This window comes from Vibrio scophthalmi, from assembly GCF_040869025.1.
GTDB lineage: Bacteria > Pseudomonadota > Gammaproteobacteria > Enterobacterales > Vibrionaceae > Vibrio > Vibrio scophthalmi.
Map to the genome: position 1 here is coordinate 1,614,179 of NZ_CP134271.1, position 26,742 is coordinate 1,640,920.

Genomic DNA, 26,742 nt, shown 5'->3' on the forward strand with positions numbered 1-26,742 from the left:
TTGTCTGGTTATTGATTTTTCTCAGAACCATTTGATCACATGACAAGATGTGCATCTACCTTAAATTTATGATTTTTATCAAAATCATTAGGGGATTCCTCAGGCCTACGCCTGATGGATTAGCACAAGCTTTTATTATCGGTGAAGAGTTTATTGGTGGTGACTCTGTTTGTTTGGTGCTTGGTGATAATATTTTTTATGGCCAAGGGTTCTCTCCTATGTTGATTGATGCATCTAAAAGAGAAGCTGGTGCTACAGTATTTGGTTATAAAGTTAAGGACCCAGAGCGTTTTGGGGTAGTTGATTTTGATGAAGAAATGAAAGCAATATCAATAGAAGAGAAACCATTAAAACCAAAATCAAATTATGCAGTTACTGGTTTATATTTTTATGATAACGAAGTAGTAGATATCGCAAAATCGATTGTTCCGTCAGAGCGTGGTGAGTTAGAAATAACCAGCATTAATCAGGCGTACCTTGAAAGAAATCAATTAAATGTTGAGTTGTTAGGTCGAGGTTTTGCGTGGTTAGATACCGGTACCTACGAAAGTCTATTAGAAGCTGGTCAATTTGTTGCTACGGTTGAACACCGACAGGGCTACAAGATTGCATGTTTAGAAGAAATTGCATTGAATAATGGTTGGTTAACCAAAAAGGAAGTGATGATTTTAGCTCAGTCACTCAAGAAGAATAGTTATGGTCAATATTTAATTGACTTATGTGAAGGTGAGTAATGAGTTTAATAAAGACAATTGAGTTTGATTTATTAGGTGATAATCGTGGTGGTTTGATCTCACTTGAAGAAAATAAAAATATTCCTTTTGATATAAAACGCGTTTATTATATTTTTGGTACAGAGCAAGGAGTGGCTCGTGGGTTTCATTCACATAAAAATCTTCAACAAGTTGCTATTTGTGTAAAGGGAAGTTGTCGTTTTATTTTAGATAATGGAAAGTGCAGAGAGTCAGTTGTGTTAGATTCACCAAGTGTTGGTTTGTACATTGATAATAACAAATGGCGCGAAATGCATGATTTTTCTGAAGATTGTGTTTTGGTTGTTTTAGCTAGTGATTACTATGACGAAGCGGATTATATTCGCGAGTATGAGAAGTTCAAAAAGGCTACACAATGATTCATAAACTTGCTGATGTACAAAGCAATAATATAGGTATAGAGACTAAGGTATGGCAATTTTCAGTAATTTTGGAAGGTGCCGTTATAGGAACTAACTGCAATATTTGTGCGCATACTTTAATTGAGAATGACGTTTTTCTTGGCAATAATGTAACTATAAAATCTGGAGTTTATCTTTGGGATGGGATTTCCATCGAAGATAATGTATTCGTAGGGCCATGTGTTACTTTTGCAAACGATAAATATCCTCGCTCCAAACAGTATCCTGACGTGTTTCCAAAGACAATTATAAAAAAAGGCGCTTCAATCGGTGCTAATGCGACTATTTTACCTTCAGTTGTGATAGGTGAAAATGCAATTGTAGGAGCAGGCGCTGTGGTTACAAAAGATGTACCTAATAATGCTGTTGTCGTTGGTAATCCTGCTAAAGTTATTCGATATATAGAGTAAATGAAATGATCCCATTTTTAGATTTAAAAGAAATAAACCACCAATATAACCAAGAATTAAAAGAGGCTTGTTCACGAGTTATTGATTCCGGTTGGTACATTATGGGTAATGAACTGAACGCATTTGAGCAAGAGTTTGCTGATTATTGCGGTAGTAAATATTGTGTTGGCGTTGCTAATGGATTAGATGCGCTAATATTAACGCTAAGAGCATGGAAAGAGTTAGGGAAGCTTAACGATGGTGATGAAGTTATCGTCCCTTCAAATACTTACATAGCCTCGATTTTAGCTATTTCAGAAAATAACTTAACGCCTGTGCTTGTTGAGCCAGATATAAATACCTTTAACTTAACGGCTGACGGAATTGAATCTGCTATAACAGAAAAAACAAAAGTGATTTTACCTGTGCATTTGTATGGTCAAATATCACCAATGAAAGAAATTACGCAATTAGCCCAGAAGTATAATTTATTGGTATTAGAAGATTGTGCTCAATCACATGGCGCAATGATTGATGGAAAAAAAGCTGGAACTTGGGGTGATGCTGGAGCTTTTAGTTTTTATCCAGGGAAAAATCTAGGTGCATTAGGTGATGCTGGAGCTGTTACGACTGATGATGAAGAATTGTTAGAGGTTCTAAGTGCTCTACGTAATTATGGTTCACACGAAAAATATAAAAATAAATATAAAGGTGTGAACAGTCGCTTAGATGAAATTCAAGCAGCAATGTTACGCGTTAAGTTAAACCATTTAGATAGAGAAACCAAAGTTCGTCAAGATATTGCTTCTGATTATTTGAATGGAATTTGCAATACTTTTATCGAACTGCCAAGTGTTTATAGTGAGGAATGCCATGTATGGCACCTATTTGTTATAAAAACTGATTATAGAGAAAAGCTTAAAGCATACTTGGACAAGAATAATATTTCGTCATTGATTCACTATCCAATACCACCACATAAGCAAAATGCCTATTGCGAGTGGGAAAGTAGTTCATTTCCAATCTCTGAGAAACTTCATGATCAAGTATTAAGTATCCCAATAAGTCCAACCTTAACTAATTCGGATGTTCGATATATAATTAATAAGTTGAATCACTTTTCATTATCTTAATTTTTACAAGTCATATATTTATAAATCGGTTTTATTGTAGTGTCGTTGTTATTGTAACGACACTGTAATAGTATGAATTCATAGTTTATATTAGGTGGTATTTTGCAATCTAAACTTGTTACTATTGTGATACCTTACTATGGGCATGAAAAGTACATTGAAGAATGTATCATGTCTGTAATTAATCAAAGTTATAAGAATTTTGAATTGATAGTTATTGATGATGGTTCTCCTGATGAGGGTTATAAAGTCATTAGTAAATTGGCGCGGTTATTCGATTTTAAATTTATTAGGAAACCTAATGAAGGGGTGGTTAAAACACTTAATTTAGGCCTTTCAATGGCAAATGGTGAGTATTTCTGTGCTCTCGGCTCTGATGATGTGTGGTTAGCTAATAAGTTGGATAGTCAAGTTTACAATTTTCCATTACTTAAAAAATCTGTAGCAGCTATTTCCGCTGGGTATATGACTTTAGATGGTGAAAGTCATATTTTAAATAAACGACAACGTAACCTTTTTAGGAAGAAGAAAACTTTTGATTTCAAAAAAATACTACTAAACAGCTATTACATCCCAGCTCTTAATGTTATGTGGAAAACTGATATTTTAAAGGTTTCGGGTGGTTTTGATTCGAATACTAAACTTGAAGATTACTATTCTTTTTTAAATGTGACGAGTTTGGGGTATCAGATTGTTACTTTTAACGAAGTTCTTGGTAAGTATCGCTTACATGATTCTAATACCAGCAAGAATATAGCTTTAATAAGCTGTGAAAGGGAGCGCTTAGTTCATAGCTATGCAGACCATGAGCTTTATCTTTATGCAAAAAATAAAATTAAATTTATCAATTTCCTTAAAGGTGGGGAAATATTGAAAGCTTGGTTGTTTGTATTTTCTGAATTTAAAAATATTGATATTATTGATGTGATGGTTGCATTTACTAAATTTAGCGTGAAGAAGTTACTATGCAGCTTACGAAAAAGTTAACACGCTTAAGCTTAAACTCATCATTTAATTCTTTTAGTGTAATGCTACTTTGTTTGTTAATGTTAAAACCATATTTTATATGGAGTACATTTCCTTTTGCAATAATTATAAAGTCAGTTTTGTTTTTTGTTGCATTTGTTGGTCTTGCTCGTTCTATTCTTTTTATTGAATTCAAAAAACCTGAGTTTTTTTTAATCTTTTTATGTCTGCCTTATATTTTGTATCGATACATTCTTAGTGACGATACTATCACGGGGCTGGCAAGGTTTTTTTATAGTGGATGTTTAATACTTGTCTGGATATTAGTGCTCGAACGTATAGATATTAAAAAAGCGTTTAGGTATTTCTCTATCGTTTTCGCATGTTTCGGTATGACTGCACTAATCGTCTGGTTGCTAGCTTTGTCTGGGGTAGTTAATTATCAAGTTTACCCAACTATACAACCAATTGAACAGATAAAAGTCGATGCAGGAATTGAGTATATTGTTTCTTTTTTTGTTGTCTGGATCGATACGCTAACGATATGCTTAGGTGATAACTGTATTAATCGTATATCAGGACCATTTAATGAACCCGGTTTGTATGGTACGTTAGCTGCAATTATTCTTAGTGCAAATAATTTTAAGTTAGACAAGTGGTATTACAAAGTTATTCTAGCTTCTGGAGTGTTAACGTTCTCCTTAGCATTCTTTGCTATCTCCTTTATTTATTTGCTGATTGCAAGATTTAAAGTTGCTTTGTCAGCTATAATTTTTAGTTTAATAGTTTTATCGTCTTTTAGCCAAAATGAATTTGTTGATAAGTTTGTTTTTTCTCGGTTGAGTTTTACCGATGGAACTATATCTGGAGATAATAGATCTTCTTCGGGTTTTGAGGAGCATTACATCCAAACGCTTAAAAGTAACGATTTTTGGCTCGGTAATGGTTTTCAGGCGCATTCAAATTTAGGGGTTGATGTTTCTTCTTGGAAGGTCATTATATATAACCTTGGTGTTTTCGGTGGTGTCTTGTTTTTTATTTTTATTTTTTCAACTTTTATTTATGTTACGAAATTTAAAGTAAATAGAAATACATTTGCATTTTTTATGGCTTTTTGTGCTTCTATTTATCAACGGCCAGATGTTATTACTCTTCCATATTTATTCCTGTTGATGTCAGGGTTAAGAAATTTGAAGTCGCCGGCTAAAAGCTAGTTTTTAATAAACACATTCAATCTTAGGTAGTGCCTTTGGCGTCTTAACAAGGCAGTTTAATGCCTAATATCCCATTATTTTAACGTAAAATAGAGATGTATATGTACCTAGTTAATGCTAGCAACCTTCATTCTGGTGGCGGGGTTCAAGTAGCTGCCTCTTTTATAAATGAGTTCGCCTCTCTTTCATATATTGAAAATCATAAATACATTTTTTTATGTTCAACAGAGGTGTTTGATAACCTTACGGAGCGAACTAAGTCTTTACTTGAAATTTTAATTTATGATTTCATTGGATTTAGAAGTCTAGATAACAGGATAAAAGAAATATTTGAAGACTGTGAGGTATGTTTTACTATTTTTGGCCCATTTTACTCTCATGTTAAGATTAAAAAACACATCACAGGCTTTGCTAACCCTTGGTTAGCAGATTATAAAAACTCAATTATTTTTGAAAGAACAACTATAAGTTGGATTAAACTATATTTTAAGCTTCTTTTACAGTGGTATTATTTTTCACTAGCTGATGTGTTAATAGTAGAGCAGAATAGTGTAAGGGATAAGTTGTTATGCTTAAAGCGTTTAAGAGATAAGCCAATTCATGTTGTAAGCAATGCTATTTCCTCATTGTATTTAAAAAGAGAAGAATGGAAGGTATGCGTATTTCCTGACATGGTAAATAGTATTACCGTTGGCTATTTAGGTAGGAATTATACACATAAAAATTTAGCTATTCTTAAATCTGTTAATGATGTTCTTTTGTCAAAGTACTCCCTAGGGATTAATTTTATATTTACATTAACAGATGGGGAAATGGATTCTTTAGGTTTTAATTCGATCTCTAATTTTTATACTGTCGGTAAAATTAAAGTTGAACAATGCCCTAGTTTTTATGCGCAAATTGATGCGACAATTTTCCCCAGTAGATTGGAATGTTTTTCTGCAACACCAATAGAATCTATTTATATGGATACTCCAGTTATTTGTTCAGACAAGGATTTTGTAAGAGATATTTTTGGTGATACTTTAGTCTACTTTGATGAATTAAGCCCCGATTCAATTGCTGAAGCTATTTTTAATATTACTACCTCTGGAACAAAGGTTGATGTAGATACGGCATTAGCAAAGCTAATTGTTTCTAATTTGCCATCATCGAAAGATAGAGCTGAAAAGTATATGGAAATATTGAATTTAAGTTAGGAGAGTTACGAATGATTATTTGTGGTGATTTTGCGTATCCATTTAATGAATCGGATGTTTTACAGTTAGATAATATATCTGCAGACTTTATTGCTAAGGCTAAAATTGTTAATTTTGAAAGTACTCTTTCAAGCATTAATAGTGCTAAAGTTGCTAGTGGCATAGCAGTATCATCTAGTGATAAGTGTTTTGATGTTTTATCAAGTTTAAATGTAGTTGGGCTTACTCTTTCTAATAATCATATTCTTGATTTTTCTTATAAACCATCTGAGTTGTTTTCAAAGTTTGATGATAGAAACTTAAAGTATACTGGTTTGGGCGCTGATATAGGTGAAGCGAAAACTCCAATTCTATTTGGTGAATATCTAATCCTAAACTTTGGTTGGGAGACAATTGGTTGTAAGCCTGCACGGCGAGATACTCTCGGTTGTAACCCTTTGGAATATACGCATGTTAAATCAGTTGTTTTAGAAGCCTTGCATGATAACCCAACGCTAAAAATTGTCGTTATTTTTCATTGGAATTATGAGTTTGAAGGGTATCCACAGCCAGCCCATAGAATGTTAGCTAAAGAATTGATAGATATGGGCGTAGAATCGATAATAGGTCATCATTCTCATATTATTCAAGGCGCTGAGTTATACAAAGGAAAAGCAATTATTTATGGTCTAGGGAATTTTTATCTACCAAAGTTTAATTATTCTGGATATTACTTGGATTTTCCAGAGGTTGCTTATACTGGGTTAGCTATAGATATAACTAATTTAGATTCGTATTCGGTATTTTCTCATAATAACGAGTTGGTGGTCAAAGGACCAATTCCCCTATTTGAAAATGAGGATGTAAAGAAAGTTAGTGGTTTTTCAGGTCTTAATGATGCTGAATATTTGTCTTTTTTCAAAGAGAATCGTTTGAAGCGTAAACTTTTACCAATTTATAAAAGTTGGGGGATGCAAAGTTATATAAATGATAAGTTTGTACAGTTTAGGCAGGTGATGATTGATTTTTTAGTTCGTTCAAATTTAAAAAAACATAGAAAATGATAAGTTCTTTCAAAAGCTTCATCCAAAAACACTCTTGGCTTTTCACGTTCTTAAGGTTCATCCCGTATAGGTTAAGGTTGGGGAAAACCTATCAAGAACACGCTGAACTAGCCTCCAAGTATGAATTTTTTTCTGACAAAGAAAAGGAAACTTTTCATTTCGAAAGGCTTAAAACTATTCTAAACTTTGCCTATTCAAATAATACATTTTATAAACAGTTTTACGACTCTAAAGGTTATAACCCTGCAAGTTTCACAAGGTTGTCGGATTTTTATGATGTTCCTATTGTAACCAAAGCTGATTTAAAGGCGTTTGACTTAGATGCTAGAAGTAGTTCTTCCGGCTCACCATTTAAGGTAAATACTGGAGGTACGTCAGGTGAACCGCTAGCTTTCTTTTTGGATAAGAATTCATTCTCGCGTGAATGGGCCTATATGCATAAAATATGGTCTAAGCTCGGGTACTCTTATTTAGATGCAAAGTTAACTTTTAGAGGGAAAAATAACAATGGTACTCCGTTACAGTATAATGTTATTCATAACGAGTATGTAGTTGACGCTTATGTAAGTATTGATTTGTTAGTTGATTCTATTGAGTTGTTAACAGCTAAAAAGGATATAAAATATCTGCATGGATACCCTAGCTCAATTTATGCTTTTTGTAAATTTTTAGACGAGCATTCAATAGATTCGGGAGAGTTATTTAATAACAAATTGCAAGGTGTCTTCTTTGGTTCAGAATACCCAGCTACAAAATATAGAAATTTAATTGAGCGAGTTCTCAAAGTACCGACTTTGTCTTGGTATGGTCATAGTGAGATGGCTATACTGGCTTTTGAAAATAACGAGGCTTTTAGATATTATCCATTCCAAACATACGGTTTTACTGAAGCCGTTGATTGCAGAGGCGGAGAATCGAGACTTGTTGGTACGAGTTATTATAATTTTAACTCCCCTTTTATAAGATATGATACTGGTGACAGAATTAATGATTTGAAGCATCAGTCTGGAATTCTAGAGTCCTTTAAAATAGCATCGGGTCGCGTTGGAGATATTATTTTAGATAAACAAGGGAATCCAATAAGTCTAACAGCTCTTATTTTTGGTCGGCATCATGAAGCATTTGATCAGATTGATTTCCTGCAAGTTAAACAATCAAGTAGGGGGGTTGCAACGCTTTATGTATCTTCGAAATCTAAAGTAAGTATAGATATGTTCGATACATCTAATGTTGACATAATTTTCGATATTGAAATTACTGATTCCCCATTCAAAACACCATCTGGGAAAGTCCCTTTACTTATAAGTTAAATATTTATGAAACAAATATTGCAAAATATGGCGAACGGCGAGACTTCGGTTGTAGATGTTCCATGTCCTCAAGTAAAAAAGAATAATTTGTTAATATCCACTTCTAAAACTTTAGTCTCAGCAGGTACTGAGCGGATGTTGATTGACTTTGGTAAAGCCAACTTTATTGACAAGGCTCGCCAGCAGCCAGATAAAGTGAAAATGGTACTCAATAAGGTCAGAACCGATGGTTTAATGACAACAATTGATGCAGTTAAGTCTAAGTTAGACCAACCTTTACCCCTTGGCTATTGTAATGTTGGTAAGGTAATAGACTCCGGTAGCACTTCATTTGAAATCGGTACTCGTGTTATTTCTAACGGTAACCATGCTGAAGTGGTTCGAGTTCCTAAAAATCTTTGCGCCAAAATACCTGATAATGTTGATGATGAATCAGCGTCGTTTACGGTTCTAGGTTCAATTGGCTTACAGGGGGTTCGTCTCATCCAACCAACCCTTGGTGAATGTATTGTTGTAACGGGGTTAGGTTTAATCGGTTTAATTACCGTGCAGCTATTACGAGCAAACGGTTGCCGTGTATTAGGTATCGATTTCGATTCCGCTAAATGTGAGCTGGCGGAAAAGTTTGGGGCAGATACCGTTGATTTGTCTAAAGGACAAGATCCAGTTAAAGCTGCCGAAGCTTTCTCTAGAGGGCGTGGAGTTGATGGCGTAATTATTACTGCGTCTACAAAAAGTAGTGAGCCATTGAGTCAGGCTGCAGCAATGTGTCGTCAACGTGGCCGTATTGTATTAGTCGGAGTTATCGGGCAGGAGATTTCAAGAGCAGACTTTTTTGCAAAGGAATTGACTTTCCAAGTGTCTTGCTCTTATGGACCGGGACGATATGATTCTGATTATGAAGATAAAGGGAATGATTATCCTGTAGGCTTTGTCCGCTGGACGGAGCAACGTAACTTCGAAGCTGTATTGGATATGATGTCTAGTGGAGCATTAGATTGTAAATCGCTAATAACTCATAGATTCTCTATTGAGGATGCTATTGAGGCTTACAAAGCTTTAGACGATAAGACATCATTAGGTATTGTGTTAGATTATCCTAATGGTGGTTCTGAAAAATTAGTAAACAGAAGTGTTTCACTTTCATCTAAAGAAGGTCACAAGCCAGGTGATGCTATATGTGCATTTTTAGGTGCGGGCAACTATGCTTCCCGAATTTTGATGCCTGCTTTTAAATCAGCGGGAGCGAGATTAGACACAGTAGTGACAAGTTCAGGGGTTAGTGCTGTACATCATGGTAATAAACAGGGGTTTATAAAGGCATCAACGGATTTTAATGAAGTTCTAAAAGACGAAACAGTTAACACTGTGGTTATAGTTACTCAGCATAATCTTCATGCTGAACAAACCATTGATTCTATTAAGTCAGGCAAACACGTTTTTGTTGAAAAACCGTTAGCGTTAAATCAACTTGAGTTAGACGACATAGTTGAAGCATATAATAGCGCGGCTTTAAAACCTAATATTATGGTTGGTTACAATCGTCGTTTTTCTCCTCATATTATTAAAATGAAGTCTTTACTTGATTCAGTTAAAGTACCAAAAACGTTTATCATGACGATGAATGCCGGTGACATTCCTTCGGATCATTGGACACAGGATCCTGAAGTCGGAGGTGGACGCATTATTGGAGAGGCATGTCATTATATAGACCTGATGCGACACTTAGCAGGTTGCAAAATTACTGGATTTAGCGCGATGAGCATGGGGGATGCTCCTGGTGTTGCTGTCAAAGAGGATAAAGCGTCTATTACACTGTCGTTTGAAGATGGTTCTATTGGCACTATTCATTATTTTGCTAATGGCGGTAAGGCATTCCCTAAAGAACGTATTGAGGTCTTTGCAAATGATGCAGTGCTTCATCTTGATAATTTTAGGGAGCTAATAGGCTTTGATTGGAAGGGGTTTTCGAAATTAAAATCGCGCTCACAAGATAAAGGTCAAGACAAGTGTGCTGCAGAATTTATTGCAAGCATAAAAAATGGCACTTCGTCACCTATTGAATTTTCTGAAATTGTTGAAGTTGCAGAAGTTTCAATAAAAGTAGCTGAAACGCTACGTTCTAGATGATATGCGACAGATAACTAGATTAATTAAGGTGTTTAATACTATTAAACACCTTAAATTTAAACAGTTTTATTATCGTCTTTACTATAAGTTATTTAAGCCGAGAATAAAGCTTTTTAGCACGCCTAATTGTTTAGACTGGAACTGGAACGGGGAAAATATATTACCGAAGTCGATAATCGATGAGTGTAACGTTTCACTCTTAAATAAAACAGTTAATATTGAAGAACCCAATTGTTGGAATGATACTCAACAAGATAAATTATGGTTGTATAACTTACATTATTTTGATGATTTAAATGCCATTGATTTCGAAGAAAGGCAGAATTTACACCTGAGCTTAATAAAACGTTGGATTGAAGAAAATCCTCCATGCAGTGGTAATGGTTGGGAGCCATACCCTTTGTCATTAAGGTTAGTTAATTGGGTAAAATGGTTTAGCAGGTTTGATTCTGTTGAGAGCAAATATTTACGAAGTATTGTTGAACAATCTCAGGCACTAACCCAACAACTTGAGTACCATATCTTGGGCAACCACCTTTTTGCTAATGCGAAAGCATTAACATTTGTTGGATGTTATTTGAAGGGAGATGTAGGGAATAAGTACTTAAATATAGGACTTAAGATATTAGATGCTGAAATACCAGAGCAGTTTTTATCTGATGGTTCTCACTTCGAATTATCCCCAATGTATCATGGAATTTTATTGTGGGATTTATTGGAGTTAATAGAACTAGCTGGTATTAGTAAAAACCAAGCCGTTTTGTCAAGAAAAAAATTATGGGAGGCTTACGCTAAACGGGCTTTGCTGTGGTTAGAGTCAATGTTGCATAATGACGGTGAAATTAGTTTCTTTAATGATGCAGCTATAGGTATAGCTCCTAAACCCCTACAAATTTTTGATTATGCAAAAAAGCTAGAGTTAACTTGGGATTTACCGAGAAAGAACTTAATTACAAACATTGTTAGCGGCTATAGTCGTATTGATTACCCATTGTACAGGCTGTTTTTTGACCATGCGAATGTCGGGCCAGATTATTTGCCAGGGCATGCTCATGCTGACACTCTAAGTTTTGAGCTATCTGTTGGGGAGCAGCGAGTGTTTGTTAACTCCGGAACATCTCTTTATGGAGTAAGTGAAGAGCGATTAAGACAGCGTAAAACTGCAGCGCATAACACTGTTACTGTTAACGATCACGACTCTTCTGAAGTTTGGTCCGGGTTTCGAGTTGCACGAAGAGCATACGCAACGTTAGTTAGTGCGAGCTCAACACCTGATATAGTAAAAATTATAGCGAAGCATGACGGTTATAAAAGGCTTAATACTTCAACGCTCCACCAACGTTCAATTACCGCGAATCAAGATTTAATAATAATTTATGATGAGTTATTTGGTAACAGCAAAGGGAAGTATCACCTTCATTTACACCCAGATATTCAGTTGACTAAAATAGATGTTTATACATTGGGTTTAAAATTACCTTCTGGTGATGTTGTCGAATTTAACAGTAGTGCTCCCCTTACTACTCAACAGTGTAGCTGGCACCCTTACTTTGGTGTTAGTCTTAACTCGTTAAAAATTGTCATAGATTTTAATTCTGAAAAGCTCCTAACTAAGATAAGAATTTTAAAGGTAAATACTTGAAAATACTGGTACTTTCATTCTACTTCTCTCCAGATTTATGTGCTGGATCATTTCGCACTACATCATTGGTAAATCAGCTTAAAGAGATAAAAGGTGTGGAGTTGGATGTTATAACTACAATGCCTAATCGTTATGCTTCATTTGAAGCAGGTGCTCTAGCTAAAGAATTCGATGGGCAAGTGAATATTCGGCGTATTCAGCTGCCACATCATAAAAGTGGAATGCTTGATCAAATCCAATCATTCTACGCCTATTATAAGGCAGTTAAAAAGCTAGTTAGCAACGAAAATTATGATATGGTTTTTGCAACTAGTTCTCGTTTATTTACCGCTTTTTTAGGTGCAAGAATCGCTAAATCTAAAAAAATACCTTTATATTTAGATATTAGAGATATCTTCGTTGATACAATTAAAGATGTGTTACCTTCAAGACTGGCAAAAGTAGCTAAACCTTTTTTAACACTTGTTGAAGATTACGCCTTTAAAAATGCATCGCATATTAACTTAGTGTCTAAAGGCTTTGAAGAGTACTTTAGGTCTAGATTTTGTAAGCCTAGTTATTCATGGTTCACTAATGGTATCGATAAAGAGTTTTTAGAGCTTGATAAATCGAGCGTAAAAGTAATAACTGACAAGGTCAATATTCTTTATGCTGGAAATTGCGGTGAGGGCCAAGGGCTACACCATATTATTCCTGCATTTGCTGAGAGTCTTTCTTCGAAATACCAAATAACCATAATAGGTGATGGGGGCAGACACTCACAGCTAAGAGATAGTGTTGCAGGAATGTCTAATGTGATATTGCTTCCTCCTGTTAAGCGTCATGAATTGGTTGAAAAGTATTTAGCAGCAGATATTTTATTTTTACACCTTAATGACTATCCTGCGTTTGAAAAAGTGCTACCTTCGAAGATATTCGAATATGCAGCGATAGAGAAACCGATTTTAGCTGGTGTTAGTGGTTATTCAGCGTCATTTATTCGTGATGAAGTTCCTAATGCTGAAGTGTTTTACCCAAACAATGCTATTGCTGCAGTTGAGGCGTTAAATCGACTTGATATGAAAAGTCATGATAGAAGTGAATTTATTAATAAATATCAGCGTTCGAATATTATGTCTGAAATGGCCAAATCTATAATATCTGTAGGTAAAAAGCATGAATAAAATTCTACTTACAGGTTACACGGGGTTCGTGGGCTCAAATGTTTTAGACTTATTTAAGGACCAACCAGGCTCAATAAAATGCTTGGGTAGAAGGAAACCTCTATTTGGAACTTTCTACCAAGGTGAGTTAAGTCCGTCATCTGAATATAAAGATGCGCTCGATGGAGTAGATGTTATTATTCATTGTGCTGCACGTGTCCATGTGATGAATGACTCCTCAATTGATCCTCTAGCGGAATTTAGAGAAGTAAATTCATTTGCTACGTTAAACCTCGCAAAACAAGCTATAGATGCTGGTGTCAAGCGCTTCATATTCGTTAGTAGCATCAAAGTTAATGGCGAGTCGACCCTAAGTAATATGCCTTTTACTGCAGCTGATGCAAGAATGCCTGAAGACTTTTACGGAAAGTCTAAATCGGAAGCTGAAGAACTGTTGTTGCAACTTGCTAAAGAAACGGGGTTGGAGGTCGTTATTATACGACCAACATTAGTTTACGGGCCTGGAGTTAAGGCTAATTTTGCTTCACTAATGAAATTAGTTTCGAAAGGTTTACCGTTGCCATTCGGCAGCATAAACCATAATAAGCGTAGTCTAGTTTCAGTGAGGAATCTCGTTGATCTGATAATGACCTGCGTTGATCATCCAAAGGCTGTAAATCAAGTATTCTTAGTTTCTGATGATCATGATGTATCTACAGCCTCGATGGTAAAGCATATGTCACATGCACTTGGAAAATCTAGCAGATTATTACCTGTACCTTTATGGTGCTATCGCGTTGTTGGTAAGTTGGCTGGTAAGACAGACGTCGTTGATAGGCTTATAGGGTCTTTACAGGTCGATATATCACATACTAAAGATACGCTAGGTTGGGTTCCTCCACAGACGCTTGAGCAAGGTTTTAAAGAAACCGCAGAGTATTTTCTTCTCAATAAAAATAAATAGAGTATATAAATGATCCGTCTTATCGATTTTTTAGCTTCCTTCTTTGGGCTGTTATTGCTTTGGCCTGTTTTACTTATTGTTACTATTATCGGCATGTTTGATACTGGTTCACCGATTTTTGTACAGACTCGTGTAGGCCGAAATAAAAAGCCATTTAAATTGATTAAGTTTCGCACTATGACTGTGGAAACTAAGTCAGTTGCTAGTCACTTAGCGAGTAATGCTTCAATTACTAAATTAGGTAACTTTCTACGCAAAACTAAGATTGATGAATTACCACAACTAATTAATGTGGTTAAAGGTGAGATGAGCTTGGTTGGTCCACGTCCAAATTTATTTAACCAAGAAGAATTGATTAAAGAGCGTGATGCATTAGGCGTTTATGATGTTTTACCAGGTGTTACTGGTTTAGCTCAAGTTCAAAACATTGATATGTCTACACCAGCTTTATTAGCTGAAACTGACAAGCAGATGATTGATAGTCTAACTGTTAAAGATTACTTCAAGTACATTATGATGACAGTTACAGGCAGCGGTTCTGGTGATGCAGTAAAATAAGTAGTATTTTTGTTGATTGTCATATACTTGCAACCCAGATATAAATAGCTTAAGAAAAGATGTTACTTACCAGCTTAATTGAGTAGCATCTTTTTTGTTTCAATATTCTAAAATGTGTCGGATTAATCCGCTCGATAACCTACCGCTTCCACCTAAGATAGCCCTTCATCTCTCATCAACATATCAAAAGCCTTTCCATCTGTTCTTGAAGCATTAGCTACATAAGGCGCATACACATCAAATAGAAGCCTTGTATCACTGTGTCCTAGCATTTGCGATACATATAGTGGGTTCTCATGTGCAGCTATATGCAAAACGGCTGCCGTATGGCGTGTTTCGTACGGTCGTCGTAGTTTCAACCCTGCCTTTTTAAGCGTTGGATACCAGAGCTTTCTACTCACATAGTGGGTTTCTAATGGTGTGCCAGACGGTCCGATAAACACAAAGTTTGAATCCGATTGGCTTGCATCTTTTACCCGCTTAAATGCTTCATACACCGACTCACACATCTTCAATTCTCTACGCGATTTAGGCGTTTTAACATCACATGTTTCACCATTGACCCAGTTTTGTCGAATCCGGATTAAGCGGTGATCAAAATCTATATGCTGCCACTCTAATCCATGCACTTCACAGCTTCTCATACCCGTCCAAAAGCGAACGATAAAGTAATCCTTCCACTGTTTCGGCACGTTAGCTAAAAATTGACGTACCTCATCAATTGTCATCGGGTGTGATTCAGCTTTTTCTTCTTTGAGAGAGCGATAACGTCTCAATGAATAATCAAACTTATATTCTTCTGCTGCAAGACTCACTATCGCCACTAGCGGCCACAGAATATTGTTAATGCGTCGATTGGATAACAGCCGAGAACCATCCTTTTTCTCGCCTTCCATTAATTCCTGACGGAAATAATCAACCTGCGATAGAGTCACTTCGTTAAGCAAAGTATTGCCAAACTGTGGGATAAGATATTTATCCAGTGTATTGCGCACGGTATCGCGGTAACTGTTTTTCCATTTAGCTTTTTGTCGTTCGAACCACTGATTAGCAAACGTATCAAAAAATGGATATTGGCGGTCCGGATATTTGTCTCGTTGTAGCTTTTCAAACTTGGCGACTTTTTTACTTTTTGGAAAATAATCGCGGTACTGAAAACTGCCTAAATCAATTTCAGCATTCATTTGTTTGAGGGTGGCTTTGGCAGTCGCGAGTTTTTTAGGTGTGGCCATGAGTTTAGTGCCTTCACGAAAACGGCAGCCATAGAGGTGTAAGTCGAACTGAATACGCCCATTGGGGCGGATGCGAATATGAGCCATAGTGGCCTCCATTGATTACAGATCGTTAAATAGATCTGTCCCTTACCAATGGAATTCGTTAGAATTTACCCATCGGCTGGGGTGGGTTAATAGTCAACGCAGCCGGTACGGGGTAGGGTGGTTGCCGCCACTCTGCCCCAACTGCTTTTTATAGGTTAACTTAGTTTCTACTTCTCGCTTGTTAGTCGCGTTTGCCTGCCTGTCTTGCTTGTTAAACACGCTTTCTCAAAGCAAAAGCTAACCTAGCTTACTGATTTCGTTACTTTCATTTTCTTCATTGCTAATGACCAATATTGGTTAAAATCGGACTATTGGTTAAAAACACATCTATTACTATAGCTGTAACTGTATATTTGTCCAGTTATCACATATCTATTCATTACTTTTGATGGCAATGGGCTCTTCAGCAGAGTAGTTATGCTACATGCCCTCAAAACCATACAAGTCAAGCTGCTTTTCTGTTTGGGGTATGTCAGTATTTTCTGCTTGTGTTTCTGTTAGATAGTCCCGTTTTAGTTGTATAGCAGTTTCTATGTTATTGCTTTCTGCTTCGATTGAGATTTTTGCAAAGGGAAGGTCTTCTTTGGAATTGATGTAAAATTCAAAAAATCGTTCTCCTTTCTTATTCTGAGTTATCACCAATTTCACTTGGGATCCGTTAGTTTTGCGACGTTTTTCAGTATCAATGAGATCTTTCGTATCAAAACGATATAAGTGGTCTTCATTATTTTTTACTGCCTGACCGAATATTTGTCGACAAAGATTATTGCCGGATAATCCAGCAGTGACAAATAGTTCACTGTTGTGGACCAACATGAAAGCTTCTGGGTTTTTCTTTATTTCTCTGTATTTTTGATGAGATCTAACCTCGGCGATAAGAGATAGGTAATCAATTACTAAAGCGACTTCAACCATTGGCTTCTCCGGCACGCGCTTGTAAAAGTCAATCAGCCCTGCAATAGAAGATGTGACCGTTTCTTCTGGTGTACTGATGGTCACTATTTCCCCTTCTTGAGCAATAGAGATTGTTGGTGAATCAGTCTGTTTAATCAGCCGTTGTAGTTGAGTTAACACAGGTAGATTTAATGCCATCGGAAGGGGGAACGAAGTATTTTCTGGCATAGGTTTGGTTGTTATTTTACCGGCACGTTGAATTCTGATCTCTTGCTCATTATCGTCGAACTGTATGTATTCAAACGGTGTTGATTCCTCTGCCTCCTTGCTCAATTGTTTTAAATCGGTTGTCAATACCTGGTGTAAGGCACGTTGCTTCACCGCTTCCATATATTCGATGTGATTTTTGTGTATGGGAAGAGTGTCAAACTGGCGCAGCGCCCGGTATAAAGGTTGCATGGGGTCACGTTGGCTTAAGGGACTTTCGATGTGTGTAGCTTGAATGTAGCACCCTTTTGAGGACCTTAGCTTAAATTGCAATGCGTGACTGTTGTGTTTTGAAAGTGCTTGATTCGTAGCTATGACTGATTTAATTGATTGACTAAAAAAGTCACCTGGTAAAGCGAATTCGGCCTGTTTGAATCGATGCCCTGTGGTTAATGGCTGAGTAATCAGGGTATAGTCCGGTGATGAGCCACCTATCCAGGTTATCGCCTTGTCTTTTGGCGATATGATCACACTAACGCAATAGTCGGATTTTGTACTATTCAATTGCTTTGTCATAGCAGCAAATGAATCAAGTTTTTCGGTTGGGATAATAAGATTACTCATAAGTACCTCTGCTATTTTGAAGGTGATTTAAAAATGTGGGGAAATGCTGCAGGAGTTTCTGGTTCGCGTTTGATGTCGCAGTCAATATGATGCTAAGGAAACTGTTGCCATCTGATTGTTTTGAAGATTTAACAGTCTCTCCTGGCTTGGCATAATGTTGATGTAGGAGAGTTAATTGACGCGCTTTGTTGGTTTTTCGATTGATAGTCAATTCAAATGACAGTGATAGCCACTGCCACTGAGGTTGTCGAAAAGTGGCTTTTATCAGTTTTGCATTTTTGACATTGCACGCTAGCTTCACTCGAAGATAATCTGCCCTTTGCTTACTGGTACTGATTTCAATGAGTGGCAGGTTGCGGAGCGCAGTGATCTGTTGTTTCGCAAACTTTTGATGAGCATGTTTACCCGAATGCTGCCAAACATGACTTAGGGCTGCCCAGTCTGTAGCACTTGCTTTTTGCATTTGTAGGAATAGATAGCGGATGAAGTCAGGGGATTGAACCCCTTGTAGGTTGCCCAACCAAAGTTGAACGTATGATGGGTTCACATTGTTGCTCAATTGAGGGGGGCACGCTTGTTGGTTATTGCTATCAGCTCGTTTGCGATTAAATAACCAAGACTTTATCATCGACTCACTGAGACTAATTGGCATTTTTTGGCGCTGACTTGCAGTTCTATCTCGATAGAGCTTATTGAGTGAGGCTAATTGACGCGATAGATCATTGGAGGTTGCTGAGAGCTGTAATAGATAGCGTAACTCTGAGTGGCAAAAGTCTCGTTGCTGATGTTCACCATGGCCTAGGCGATAGAAAGGGTAGAACCAGTCCATACCATGAAGGTATGACCAACGGGTTGTGGCGAAATATTCATGACCAATTTGCCGCCCTATCTCATCAAGTAAAAGATTGTCATTGCATTGTTCAAAAGAATTACCTTCTAACCAGTAGCTAAATCGCAATTGAATCGTTTCTGGGGCTAATAGGATTTGTAGTGTGTGCTCTTGAGTCGTTTCATTACCAGATAGTCCATAGGCTAAGTGAAGCCCTTGCAGCAGAAACAAATGAATACCACCGTGCCTAAGGTGATGAAATCGGGCTTTTTTTCCAGCTACAGCTTTAAGGGCTTTAGTGATTGGGAGGAGATAATGTAATTGCCTCGAATTGATATTTTCATTGTTAAAGCTGATCAATGGCACATTATGTGCCGATGATTGTTTAATCTTGATAAGGATCCGTACCAGTTTTGCAAATTTTTCAGGTATAACGGTATGTATCGTCCTTGATTTTCTATTTTTTGTCTGCCCATCTTGGGTTTTGGTGATTGTTAGATAAAAAAGTTCTTTGTGCTCTGGGTGAAAGTGAATATCACTCATCCGTAAACGTAAAATCTCTCCACGCCGTAGCATGGCAAAGTAACTGAGTATGCAGCTAACCGCACAAAATAGACGTTGTAGAAGATGGCCTTTAGGTTGCGCTAGTAATGACTCAACGATCTCTGTCAAATCTGTTAATGAAATTTGGTAGGGGTCAACACTCGGACGAGTTGTTGGTGCGTCAAATTCAGATATATCAAAATGATCTGTTAATGAGTGTTGGCACATGTAGCGATAAAAATAATGAATGACTTGTCGATGAGTATCACTTTCGAGCGAGTTATAAAGTCTGTGAGCCCACTGCTGCAGCAATACACTATCAATTGCATGATCATAAGGCAGTGGGTAAGATTCCAACAATATTTCTATCCGAGTATATTTTGTGAGTGTCGCGTCACTTAATTTTGACTTTTTGACGCCGCCAAAACGGATCCGTTCTAACGTATAGAAATACAGCATTGTTGGCAGGATGTTATGCGACTTCCAAGCGGGTGGAGTGGGATCTGCAAGGCGATTACGCATTTTGTTCATCAGTAATTCGCGATTTGGCCAGTGCGTCTTTTTTGATTGTTGATTTAATGACTCAAACCACTTGTCATCCCAATCGCGTTGATAAATGCTGGCCAGGGCTTTGTGTTTTTGCTTAGCGTCAATCAATTGTTTATTAAACGCTACATGCCTTTCAGGATCACTGATGTCTTTCAAAAACTGCGGGACTACGTTATCTCGATAATACCAGAGGCTTTGAAAACATCGAAACCACTCTCTTGATGATAGTGCTGGAAGTGAAAATGGCGGTTCAGCGGTAAATCGGTTGATTTGCCGCGATAGTTTGTAGGCTGTAGTCGGTTTGAATTGTTGCTGTTGATACTCTTTTAGAACATGGTAGACAAAGAGCGGTAAATGATAGCGGGTAAATAGTGTTTCTTCGTGTCGACGACTTAGACGACCAAGGTGTATCACGTCGAGATGAATGTTAGTTCCTATTCTTTTTATGCCATCCAGATCATTGATGATACTGCTCAGGTATTGCATAGAAAACGGTGCAACTTCCATTGCGATAACCAGTGCAACGAATTCAGCGGATATGAACGGCCGATGTTTTAAAAAATAACTTTTATACGCCTCGTAGGCATGCTTGAGCGCCGAGGCTTCACTGGCGAACCCATTTAAGCGATCAAACCATTGTAGATCTTTGTCGACTAATACGGATTTTTTTTTATTGGGAATAGTCCACTGACACTCATCGTGTAGATAGCACAGTAATTCGGATAGAGCACATCGATAGAGTTTTTGTTTACCTGTTGGAACAATCCCAATTTCTTTATTGATTTTACGGAGATCAAACTCGGTGATTTGACGCTGAGCGTCTGTAGCATAGACCGTCTTTTGAACGGCAGGTTGTTCAGTCCAATGTTCAATAATCCATTGTAATGCAGATTTTTCTGAGCATGATTCTCCTCTTCGTAGATAAAACTCTATGATATCTGCAGCCTTTAAATTCTGTAGTTTATTAGACATAACAAACCTCCATTAATTTAAAGCGGGTGGGTAAACTGTTTAGGTGGAGTATTAATGGGGCTAAACCTGCCGGGAGTTGGTGATCACTACCGAAGTGTTCACCATACTCCGAGTGACCCATTAAACGATCAATCTGACTGACTGAGAGTTTAACTGGCTCAATACTCGTGAGGGCACATTGAGCAAAGACATGGCGTAGCATGTAGGGGACTTTCCCCGGAAATCTAACATGCATAAACTCTCTTAATAATTTTGCATTGAGTAATTTAGGTTGCCCACTGTGATCATAAAGAAACCAAAGTGAGTTGCTTTGGATTGATGTGGGGAGGTGTGTGATGAGTGATTTTTGCAGTTCTAGGTACTGGCTGAGCTGTTGGCTCATGTAACCGGATAGTATGATAGGGCGTAATCGACCTTTATCACTAACACAGGTGTGGGAGTGACTAAAACAGCGTTTTCGTTCTATTGATATGGCATGAGTTGGACGTGTGCCAGTGAGTAAAATGAATAACAATGCGAGGTGATAGGTACACAGGTTGTAGTAATCAATGTAAACACCTAGCTTTACATGGCCTGTGGGTTTTGAGCTCAATATTTCTTCATGCAGTATTTTAAAAAAATGACTTACCTCATGTTCGGCAATACCACGTTCACTGCCGATGTAAACCTTCTGATCTGCTTGTGTTGTCCAATTACGTTGATTACGTTTTCGGCGTAATTGGCTTATGCGTCCTTGTGCTTTCCACTCTTTAGGCATACTTCTGGCGGACCGTTTGCTGATGAGGTGAGGGCTGGCTTGTTTGTCAGCTGCCACTTTGCTATTTGAGTTTGGGGTATTAATCGAAAGCAAATGCCCCCAATTAAAAAGCCGTGCCTGACTTAAAAGTCTTTCGAGATATTCACCCTGGGCGATTAGGATTTTATACCTTAATCTGTCGCTGTCTTCTTGTTGGTAGGCGATCGCACTTTTATGATGGCGTCGATGTTCAGGCAGCAATACAGATTTTGCAACACTGGATAATTTATTATCCACACGAGTACAATTTGCAAAGTAGCGAAAAAATATATCTTTTCTCGCACTAGCTCTGCCCTTTAGCTCACTTGAAATTAGCCATTTTTGACTTAATAGCTCAATGAGTCGCTGTTTTTCAATTTGGGTTAACCAAGGTGTTTTGTATGGCTGCGCGGCGATAAAAGGCTGGAATAGATGATTCAAATTCTCAGGTAACGGTTGCCACAGAAAGATAATCTCACCATTGCAACAGTAAGGGAGCGCATATTCTGCATAGGTTATACTGCCGTATTTTACTGTTCTAAAGCTGTGCGCTTGGCAATCATCACTGGCGCTGACTCTACAACAATCGGGGATCTTATATTGGAGATTGTTTCTAGTATCCCGTTTTTTATCTAGCTGGTTGGTCAGCCAAAGATATAAAATCACCACCAGAAATTTCGGTTGGTCAAGATCTTTAAATGCTGAACGTCTAAATTGATTGAATAATTTCACCAACGTTACAGTGATTTTGAATGCATCAGGTTTAACCCCTCCTGCATTACGTTGCCGATTCTGCTTGGCGATCGTATGTTGTTTACTCATGACTAATTTCTCCTCACTTTTTTGCTCTGATTGCAGAGGGAGAGATCTGAGCTAATTCACTAAATTGCTTTTTTGTTAGTACTGCCACACCGTGTGCCTTAGCTGTAAGCAATCGATGATGTAGCATTTGAGGCAGTCGCTTTTGCTCTTGGTACATTAACGCTGGTTTAATTAGGGCTAATGTGGTTAAAGTCGGCTCTGCATTCTTGTATATGAGCAAGGTCGCGGTTAATTTGTGGGAGTCACTATGAACGAGTAGTAAATCCAGCAATGGCATATCAACTAGTTGCTCATAGGTATCGGAACTAGAGTTGTGTACGACAGGGATTGGTGTGTTATCTAATAGACTCTGAATTTGTTCAATAGTGAGTATATTGATAGCTGGAAGTGCCGAAAGGCTTATAACATCACCGGAGAGTAATGTGATCAGTTTCGGATGGTGCTGCAATTGCACACTATTGAGTATGACTTTTTTTGATTTAGGCATCCTGCCCTCCTTAACAATCCGTGTTACTGTTCTGTTTGCACACTTGAGAACAATTTAGTTCTGAGGATCGACTCGTCCTTTTGTATTACTGTATATATATACATGAGCATATGTTGCGTGAGAAGTCAAAGTTATTATTTTTCAAACAGATCCAATAACTAATATTTTCAACCTAGAATCAAAAAATAGCGTTAATGCGAAGTATTTTAATGATATATAAATTGCTGAATTTAAATATTGGTTTGTTTATTGTTATTAATTGCTTAACAACTGTCCCCTAGATTTAGCGCTAGCGTTTTCCCTAAAAAGGAAACTAGGCCTTTCTTTTTTGATGCTGTGCCTGAATGTGCACGCGTGTGCAGAATTAGGATTCAAGTCTCACCGCCAACATCGAGTCTGACATTTGTGCACATGTGCACAGGATAAGGGGCCGGTCTCACCGCCAGCATCGAGTCTGACATTTGTGCACATGTGCACAGGGTAAGGGTTCAGGTCTCACCGCTAATATTGATACTGACATTTGTGCACATGTGCACAGGGTAAGGGTTCAGGTCTCACAGCTAATATCGATACTGACACTTGTGCACATGTGCACAGGGTAAGGGTTCAGGTCTCACCGCCAACATCGAGTCTGACATTTGTGCACATGTTCACTGGGTAAGGGTTCAGGTCTCACCGCCAATATCGAGTCTGACATTTGTGCACGCAGCTGGATCGGATGGCATGAAGTACTTGGTAGATTCTAAATAAAACCGGCAAAATGGATGAAGTTTATGATGTTATAACCAAAATGTGCCCTAAGCATAATATTTGTTTCATAATAGATGGCCAAAATAACTATGCTACTTCACCGCTATTTTAGTTGAATCAAAACAGTACGGTCGTATCGGTGGCTACAGGGATGCTAAAGGGCATAACGAAATCGATATTGTTGCTATCAATGATCTAGATAAAAAGATCCTGATCGCTGAAGTTAAGCGTAAACAGAAGCGATATAGTGAAGCCAAGCTTATCGAGAAATCTGTAAACCTATTGCAAAAGTTAAACTTAAAAATTATAGCGTTGAGTATAGAGGGTTTTCTCTGGATAATCTGATTGAGGTTATTGAGGAGTATCAGGCAAATTAACTATGCTACTTCACTTTGCTAAGAGCGTAACCGTCTAGCGAACCAGACCTCGCATCGTTAATCTGACTATCTGAAAATACCTGCTCAATGATAAAATTGGAGCAGGTGATGAAAACTTACAGAACCGCTGCGCAGTGGCTAGATCTACTCCTCCTAGAATCTAAGACCTTCTTTTAATTGCTTCAATAAAGTCTTCGAAGTCACTTAAATGATGCTTGATAACATGAATCACAATGTCAAGGTTAAGCTCTTGATAGTCGTGTACCGCTATATTTCTTAGACCCACCATTTTTTTTAGGTTATTAGCTAACTCTTCGTTCAGTACATTGTTTTGTGCTAACAAGGTTAAGCTATCTCGGCTGCTTTGCGGGATACCGTATTGATGTTGGCGGTTTAAATGATTGGCTATATCAATGCAAGCTTCACAACTACGTTGTAGGTTGAGTATCACACTGTCTTGTAGTGTAAAATCTTGCTTAAATAACGTTCCATCACCATACACATCATTTATACGTTTTAGACAGCGTTTGATCGTGGCTATTTTATTGATGAGAATATCATTCATTAGTTGTTCCCTTACTGCTATGCGCCACTTTATTAGAAGTGAAATCGGCTAATATCATACTTCTTTCCGCTTGCAGGTGTTGGTACATGGACATGGTTTTAACCGTAAAATAATTATCATCATTCTGGCTTCCCCATAGCAATTTTCCCTGAGTAATAACCTGTTGGCACAATACGGTTGATGCGGTATTTAAATCAATTAAATCGACATCGATATTGAGTTCACATGCTAATGTTTGCGCAATTTGCCAACGGTCAAGGTTATCTAGTGCCTTAGCTGGCAATATAGCAATATCTAAATCACTTTCAGAATGTTGTTCACCACTAGCGAAGGAACCAAATAAATAGATAAGTTTTACATCTGGGACTTTAGTGATAATAGAATTAATCAAAAATGTTTTATTTAAATTAAACATAATTATAAAAATTGCCCATGTGACTTTATGGTTTTGCTCAATTAAGTGTATCACAGTGGGTTGAAGCTAAGAAGTTAAAGCCGAGCAAGCGAAGACGGAAAAGCGGAACGGCCTATGGCTTACGGAACGCCGCACTGACAGAAAAGACTAAGAAGGTAAAGCGTGCAGTAGCTCAGACCTTTCAATTTAATACATAGCACTAGCAGGTTAGCATGAGCGAATATCAATCCTACCGTTTTGAGTGTGTAGATAACTATCTAGAGAGCAAGCAACGAGAGGCGCTGGGACAAATTTCAAGCCGGGCCGAATTCCCCGTGACTTCTTTTCAGGTCGTTTATCACGACAGAGACCTAAAGGCTGAAGCCTACGATATTGTACTTGATGATTTTGATGTGGGTTTCTATTACGCAGATTGGGGCGTTAACAAGCTATAGTCAATTCCTGTGCATCGCTTTCTTGTAAACGTCACTGCGCTCTCTTTTACCAACAGCTAAGACGGTGACTGTGATTACATTATCTTCGACTTTGTATACTAAGCGGTAGCCTGACTGTCTTAGTTTGATTTTGTATAAATTATCAGCTCCTGATAGTTTAGATGCGGGAATGTGAGGGTTTTCTAAGCATTCAATTAATTTTTTCTTAAATTGTTCACGAAGCGTTGCACCTAGCTTACTCCACTCTTTATATGCACTCTTTTTGAAATCTAGCTTATAAGTCATGGATATTTACCGAAATCGTTTCTTCATTTTCTCGCTCCGCAGCAAGAGATAACAATTCTAAATCTTCAAGACGATCCATAAGTAACTCATAAGCTTCTGCTGGTACACAATAAAATGCGGGCTCATTTCTGTTCAGAATAGCAACTGCTTCGCCATATGCACTTGAGGCAACTTTCATTGGATTAGCTTTAAACTCGGTAATACTTGCTGCAACATCAGCTAAAATTCTTGTCGTCATAGCGGTCTCTAATTAGGTTGTTTATTCGGTCATTATAGCGTGTCATTGCTTTTTGGACAAAGCGAACCCAGCAGTTTATTACATTCGACATTGTAGGTTTATTATTAGGTTTGTTTAGGAACGATACTTTCGTGCTCTTCAATTACGCGTGTTGCATCCTCGTTCATAAGCCTAACGATATATTCAGTTAAACATTTCATACCAAGCAATGCAGATGCGTTTTCAGCTTTTGCTTTTATTTCTTCATCAAGACGGAGATCTAAACGTGCTGTTGCCATCATTCCTCCTATGTACGGACGTATTTCGTAACATCAGAAACTATCATTCAAATAATGATTACATTCAACTTGTACGGAAAGGTTATGGACTTAAAAGGTAATGATTTCGATTTGATACTGAGACTCGTAAAATGGTCGGGATCGGAGTTCAGATAATTTTTAGTATGGCAAAGACACTGCTGTAACTTCAGGAAGTCTGCTCGACATTCGGTCATGATGTTGACACCGCCGGGAGGGGACGGGTCGGCAATAATGGCTAAGCATGCGTTCGCAAACAATAGCCATGCTGACGACTAAAAAGGCGCATCAAAATTAAAACCTAACTCGATGAGCCATCCCTGCCTAAATAGTGCTGTTCTGCTGTTGTTCACGGACATTGTCAGCCCTACAAGCGGCAGTTAGCGTGAGTGTTATCGCTTTTTCATCTCAGTCAACACTGTCTCAAATACAATGATATTGACTGTTTTCAGTCTCACGCGGGAAGGGCTCGGCGCAGAAACCCCTTAAATGTAAAG

At 37.7% G+C, this 26,742-nt stretch carries 25 protein-coding genes and 1 pseudogene; 16 read left to right on the forward strand and 10 right to left on the reverse strand.

The genetic code is table 11. The features are described 5' to 3' along the window. The first annotated feature begins 47 nt into the window (after window positions 1-47). From RJD38_RS07375 to RJD38_RS07440, 14 genes are all read left to right on the forward strand, one after another. Window positions 48-734, forward strand: coding sequence for a sugar nucleotidyltransferase (locus RJD38_RS07375; RefSeq protein ID WP_367971419.1), 687 nt, complete (start codon window positions 48-50; stop codon window positions 732-734). Further along, window positions 734-1,132: a sugar 3,4-ketoisomerase gene (locus RJD38_RS07380; RefSeq protein ID WP_367971420.1), complete on the forward strand. Its 399-nt coding sequence runs from the start codon at window positions 734-736 to the stop codon at window positions 1,130-1,132. The genes RJD38_RS07375 and RJD38_RS07380 overlap by 1 nt, the downstream gene beginning before the upstream one ends. Beyond that, window positions 1,129-1,584 (forward strand): acyltransferase, encoded by a 456-nt coding sequence (locus tag RJD38_RS07385; RefSeq protein ID WP_367971421.1) that lies wholly within the window; start codon window positions 1,129-1,131, stop codon window positions 1,582-1,584. Before RJD38_RS07380 ends, RJD38_RS07385 begins: the two co-directional genes overlap by 4 nt. Window positions 1,585-1,589: 5 nt before the next feature. Beyond that, entirely contained in the window at window positions 1,590-2,696 is a 1,107-nt protein-coding gene (locus RJD38_RS07390) for a DegT/DnrJ/EryC1/StrS family aminotransferase (protein WP_367971422.1), read from the forward strand. A 126-nt stretch (window positions 2,697-2,822) separates the two neighbouring features. Then, window positions 2,823-3,683 (forward strand): glycosyltransferase family 2 protein, encoded by an 861-nt coding sequence (locus RJD38_RS07395; protein WP_367971443.1) that lies wholly within the window; start codon window positions 2,823-2,825, stop codon window positions 3,681-3,683. Beyond that, complete coding sequence (locus tag RJD38_RS07400) at window positions 3,662-4,876, forward strand: hypothetical protein (protein WP_367971423.1); 1,215 nt, start codon at window positions 3,662-3,664, stop codon at window positions 4,874-4,876. The genes RJD38_RS07395 and RJD38_RS07400 overlap by 22 nt, the downstream gene beginning before the upstream one ends. Before the next feature lie 101 nt (window positions 4,877-4,977). After that, on the forward strand, window positions 4,978-6,075 hold the full coding sequence (locus RJD38_RS07405) for a glycosyltransferase (RefSeq protein WP_367971424.1): 1,098 nt from the start codon (window positions 4,978-4,980) through the stop codon (window positions 6,073-6,075). 11 nt (window positions 6,076-6,086) lie between these two features. Continuing rightward, entirely contained in the window at window positions 6,087-7,118 is a 1,032-nt protein-coding gene (locus RJD38_RS07410) for a CapA family protein (protein WP_367971425.1), read from the forward strand. A gap of 77 nt (window positions 7,119-7,195) precedes the next feature. Next, window positions 7,196-8,428, forward strand: coding sequence for a hypothetical protein (locus tag RJD38_RS07415; RefSeq protein WP_367971426.1), 1,233 nt, complete (start codon window positions 7,196-7,198; stop codon window positions 8,426-8,428). Between the two features lie 6 nt (window positions 8,429-8,434). Then, window positions 8,435-10,558: a bi-domain-containing oxidoreductase gene (locus RJD38_RS07420; protein ID WP_367971427.1), complete on the forward strand. Its 2,124-nt coding sequence runs from the start codon at window positions 8,435-8,437 to the stop codon at window positions 10,556-10,558. A 28-nt stretch (window positions 10,559-10,586) separates the two neighbouring features. Continuing rightward, a complete protein-coding gene (locus RJD38_RS07425; protein ID WP_367971428.1) occupies window positions 10,587-12,200 on the forward strand; it encodes a heparinase II/III family protein in 1,614 nt (537 codons plus the stop codon). Then, on the forward strand, window positions 12,197-13,363 hold the full coding sequence (locus RJD38_RS07430) for a glycosyltransferase family 4 protein (RefSeq protein ID WP_367971429.1): 1,167 nt from the start codon (window positions 12,197-12,199) through the stop codon (window positions 13,361-13,363). Before RJD38_RS07425 ends, RJD38_RS07430 begins: the two co-directional genes overlap by 4 nt. Beyond that, window positions 13,356-14,306 carry a UDP-glucose 4-epimerase family protein gene (locus tag RJD38_RS07435; protein WP_065429705.1) on the forward strand — a complete coding sequence of 317 codons (951 nt, stop codon included), beginning with the start codon at window positions 13,356-13,358 and terminating at the stop codon, window positions 14,304-14,306. Before RJD38_RS07430 ends, RJD38_RS07435 begins: the two co-directional genes overlap by 8 nt. A gap of 9 nt (window positions 14,307-14,315) precedes the next feature. Next, window positions 14,316-14,864 carry a sugar transferase gene (locus tag RJD38_RS07440; protein ID WP_367971430.1) on the forward strand — a complete coding sequence of 183 codons (549 nt, stop codon included), beginning with the start codon at window positions 14,316-14,318 and terminating at the stop codon, window positions 14,862-14,864. Between the two features lie 152 nt (window positions 14,865-15,016). Here the strand turns inward: RJD38_RS07440 and RJD38_RS07445 are convergent, their stop codons facing one another. From RJD38_RS07445 to RJD38_RS07465, 5 genes are all read right to left on the reverse strand, one after another. After that, on the reverse strand, window positions 15,017-16,183 hold the full coding sequence (locus tag RJD38_RS07445) for an Arm DNA-binding domain-containing protein (RefSeq protein WP_367971431.1): 1,167 nt from the start codon (window positions 16,181-16,183) through the stop codon (window positions 15,017-15,019). Between the two features lie 420 nt (window positions 16,184-16,603). Continuing rightward, the gene (locus RJD38_RS07450) at window positions 16,604-17,908 is read right to left on the reverse strand and encodes a hypothetical protein (protein WP_367971432.1); all 1,305 of its coding nucleotides are present in this window, start codon (window positions 17,906-17,908) and stop codon (window positions 16,604-16,606) included. Further along, entirely contained in the window at window positions 17,901-20,801 is a 2,901-nt protein-coding gene (locus tag RJD38_RS07455; protein ID WP_367971433.1) for a tyrosine-type recombinase/integrase, read from the reverse strand. The genes RJD38_RS07450 and RJD38_RS07455 overlap by 8 nt, the downstream gene beginning before the upstream one ends. Beyond that, a complete protein-coding gene (locus RJD38_RS07460; RefSeq protein ID WP_367971434.1) occupies window positions 20,794-22,398 on the reverse strand; it encodes a hypothetical protein in 1,605 nt (534 codons plus the stop codon). Before RJD38_RS07460 ends, RJD38_RS07455 begins: the two co-directional genes overlap by 8 nt. 13 nt (window positions 22,399-22,411) lie before the next feature. Then, a complete protein-coding gene (locus RJD38_RS07465) occupies window positions 22,412-22,885 on the reverse strand; it encodes a hypothetical protein (protein ID WP_367971435.1) in 474 nt (157 codons plus the stop codon). Between the two features lie 927 nt (window positions 22,886-23,812). Between RJD38_RS07465 and RJD38_RS07470 the strand changes: the two genes are divergently transcribed. After that, window positions 23,813-23,980 carry a hypothetical protein gene (locus RJD38_RS07470; RefSeq protein WP_367971444.1) on the forward strand — a complete coding sequence of 56 codons (168 nt, stop codon included), beginning with the start codon at window positions 23,813-23,815 and terminating at the stop codon, window positions 23,978-23,980. A gap of 192 nt (window positions 23,981-24,172) precedes the next feature. Here RJD38_RS07470 and hepT read toward each other — a convergent pair whose 3' ends face one another. Continuing rightward, on the reverse strand, window positions 24,173-24,577 hold the full coding sequence (hepT, locus tag RJD38_RS07475; RefSeq protein WP_367971436.1) for a type VII toxin-antitoxin system HepT family RNase toxin: 405 nt from the start codon (window positions 24,575-24,577) through the stop codon (window positions 24,173-24,175). Beyond that, on the reverse strand, window positions 24,570-24,992 hold the full coding sequence (gene mntA, locus RJD38_RS07480) for a type VII toxin-antitoxin system MntA family adenylyltransferase antitoxin (protein ID WP_367971437.1): 423 nt from the start codon (window positions 24,990-24,992) through the stop codon (window positions 24,570-24,572). Before mntA ends, hepT begins: the two co-directional genes overlap by 8 nt. 212 nt (window positions 24,993-25,204) lie before the next feature. On the opposite strand from mntA, the gene RJD38_RS07485 reads away from it, so the two are divergent. Continuing rightward, window positions 25,205-25,426 (forward strand): hypothetical protein, encoded by a 222-nt coding sequence (locus RJD38_RS07485; RefSeq protein WP_367971438.1) that lies wholly within the window; start codon window positions 25,205-25,207, stop codon window positions 25,424-25,426. Here the strand turns inward: RJD38_RS07485 and RJD38_RS07490 are convergent, their stop codons facing one another. The 3 genes and pseudogenes from RJD38_RS07490 to RJD38_RS07500 all read right to left on the reverse strand — a co-directional run. Continuing rightward, window positions 25,427-25,711, reverse strand: coding sequence for a type II toxin-antitoxin system RelE family toxin (locus tag RJD38_RS07490; RefSeq protein WP_367971439.1), 285 nt, complete (start codon window positions 25,709-25,711; stop codon window positions 25,427-25,429). Then, entirely contained in the window at window positions 25,701-25,949 is a 249-nt protein-coding gene (locus RJD38_RS07495; RefSeq protein ID WP_367971440.1) for a type II toxin-antitoxin system Phd/YefM family antitoxin, read from the reverse strand. The genes RJD38_RS07490 and RJD38_RS07495 overlap by 11 nt, the downstream gene beginning before the upstream one ends. A 110-nt stretch (window positions 25,950-26,059) precedes the next feature. After that, window positions 26,060-26,227: pseudogene (locus tag RJD38_RS07500) on the reverse strand (DUF1778 domain-containing protein); the annotation flags it as partial. Between the last annotated feature and the right edge of the window lie 515 nt (window positions 26,228-26,742).

Excerpts from the sequence above, each read along its gene's own strand:
- RJD38_RS07375 (WP_367971419.1), top strand. The coding sequence starts at position 48 with ATGTGCATCTACCTTAAATTTATGATTTTTATCAAAATCATTAGGGGA.
- RJD38_RS07380 (WP_367971420.1), top strand. The coding sequence starts at position 734 with ATGAGTTTAATAAAGACAATTGAGTTTGATTTATTAGGTGATAATCGT.
- RJD38_RS07385 (WP_367971421.1), top strand. The coding sequence starts at position 1,129 with ATGATTCATAAACTTGCTGATGTACAAAGCAATAATATAGGTATAGAG.
- RJD38_RS07390 (WP_367971422.1), top strand. The coding sequence starts at position 1,590 with ATGATCCCATTTTTAGATTTAAAAGAAATAAACCACCAATATAACCAA.
- RJD38_RS07400 (WP_367971423.1), top strand. The coding sequence starts at position 3,662 with ATGCAGCTTACGAAAAAGTTAACACGCTTAAGCTTAAACTCATCATTT.
- RJD38_RS07405 (WP_367971424.1), top strand. The coding sequence starts at position 4,978 with ATGTACCTAGTTAATGCTAGCAACCTTCATTCTGGTGGCGGGGTTCAA.
- RJD38_RS07410 (WP_367971425.1), top strand. The coding sequence starts at position 6,087 with ATGATTATTTGTGGTGATTTTGCGTATCCATTTAATGAATCGGATGTT.
- RJD38_RS07420 (WP_367971427.1), top strand. The coding sequence starts at position 8,435 with ATGAAACAAATATTGCAAAATATGGCGAACGGCGAGACTTCGGTTGTA.
- RJD38_RS07435 (WP_065429705.1), top strand. The coding sequence starts at position 13,356 with ATGAATAAAATTCTACTTACAGGTTACACGGGGTTCGTGGGCTCAAAT.
- RJD38_RS07440 (WP_367971430.1), top strand. The coding sequence starts at position 14,316 with ATGATCCGTCTTATCGATTTTTTAGCTTCCTTCTTTGGGCTGTTATTG.
- RJD38_RS07445 (WP_367971431.1), bottom strand. The coding sequence starts at position 16,183 with ATGGCTCATATTCGCATCCGCCCCAATGGGCGTATTCAGTTCGACTTA.
- RJD38_RS07450 (WP_367971432.1), bottom strand. The coding sequence starts at position 17,908 with ATGAGTAATCTTATTATCCCAACCGAAAAACTTGATTCATTTGCTGCT.
- RJD38_RS07455 (WP_367971433.1), bottom strand. The coding sequence starts at position 20,801 with ATGTCTAATAAACTACAGAATTTAAAGGCTGCAGATATCATAGAGTTT.
- RJD38_RS07460 (WP_367971434.1), bottom strand. The coding sequence starts at position 22,398 with ATGAGTAAACAACATACGATCGCCAAGCAGAATCGGCAACGTAATGCA.
- RJD38_RS07465 (WP_367971435.1), bottom strand. The coding sequence starts at position 22,885 with ATGCCTAAATCAAAAAAAGTCATACTCAATAGTGTGCAATTGCAGCAC.
- hepT (WP_367971436.1), bottom strand. The coding sequence starts at position 24,577 with ATGAATGATATTCTCATCAATAAAATAGCCACGATCAAACGCTGTCTA.
- mntA (WP_367971437.1), bottom strand. The coding sequence starts at position 24,992 with ATGTTTAATTTAAATAAAACATTTTTGATTAATTCTATTATCACTAAA.
- RJD38_RS07485 (WP_367971438.1), top strand. The coding sequence starts at position 25,205 with ATGAGCGAATATCAATCCTACCGTTTTGAGTGTGTAGATAACTATCTA.
- RJD38_RS07490 (WP_367971439.1), bottom strand. The coding sequence starts at position 25,711 with ATGACTTATAAGCTAGATTTCAAAAAGAGTGCATATAAAGAGTGGAGT.
- RJD38_RS07495 (WP_367971440.1), bottom strand. The coding sequence starts at position 25,949 with ATGACGACAAGAATTTTAGCTGATGTTGCAGCAAGTATTACCGAGTTT.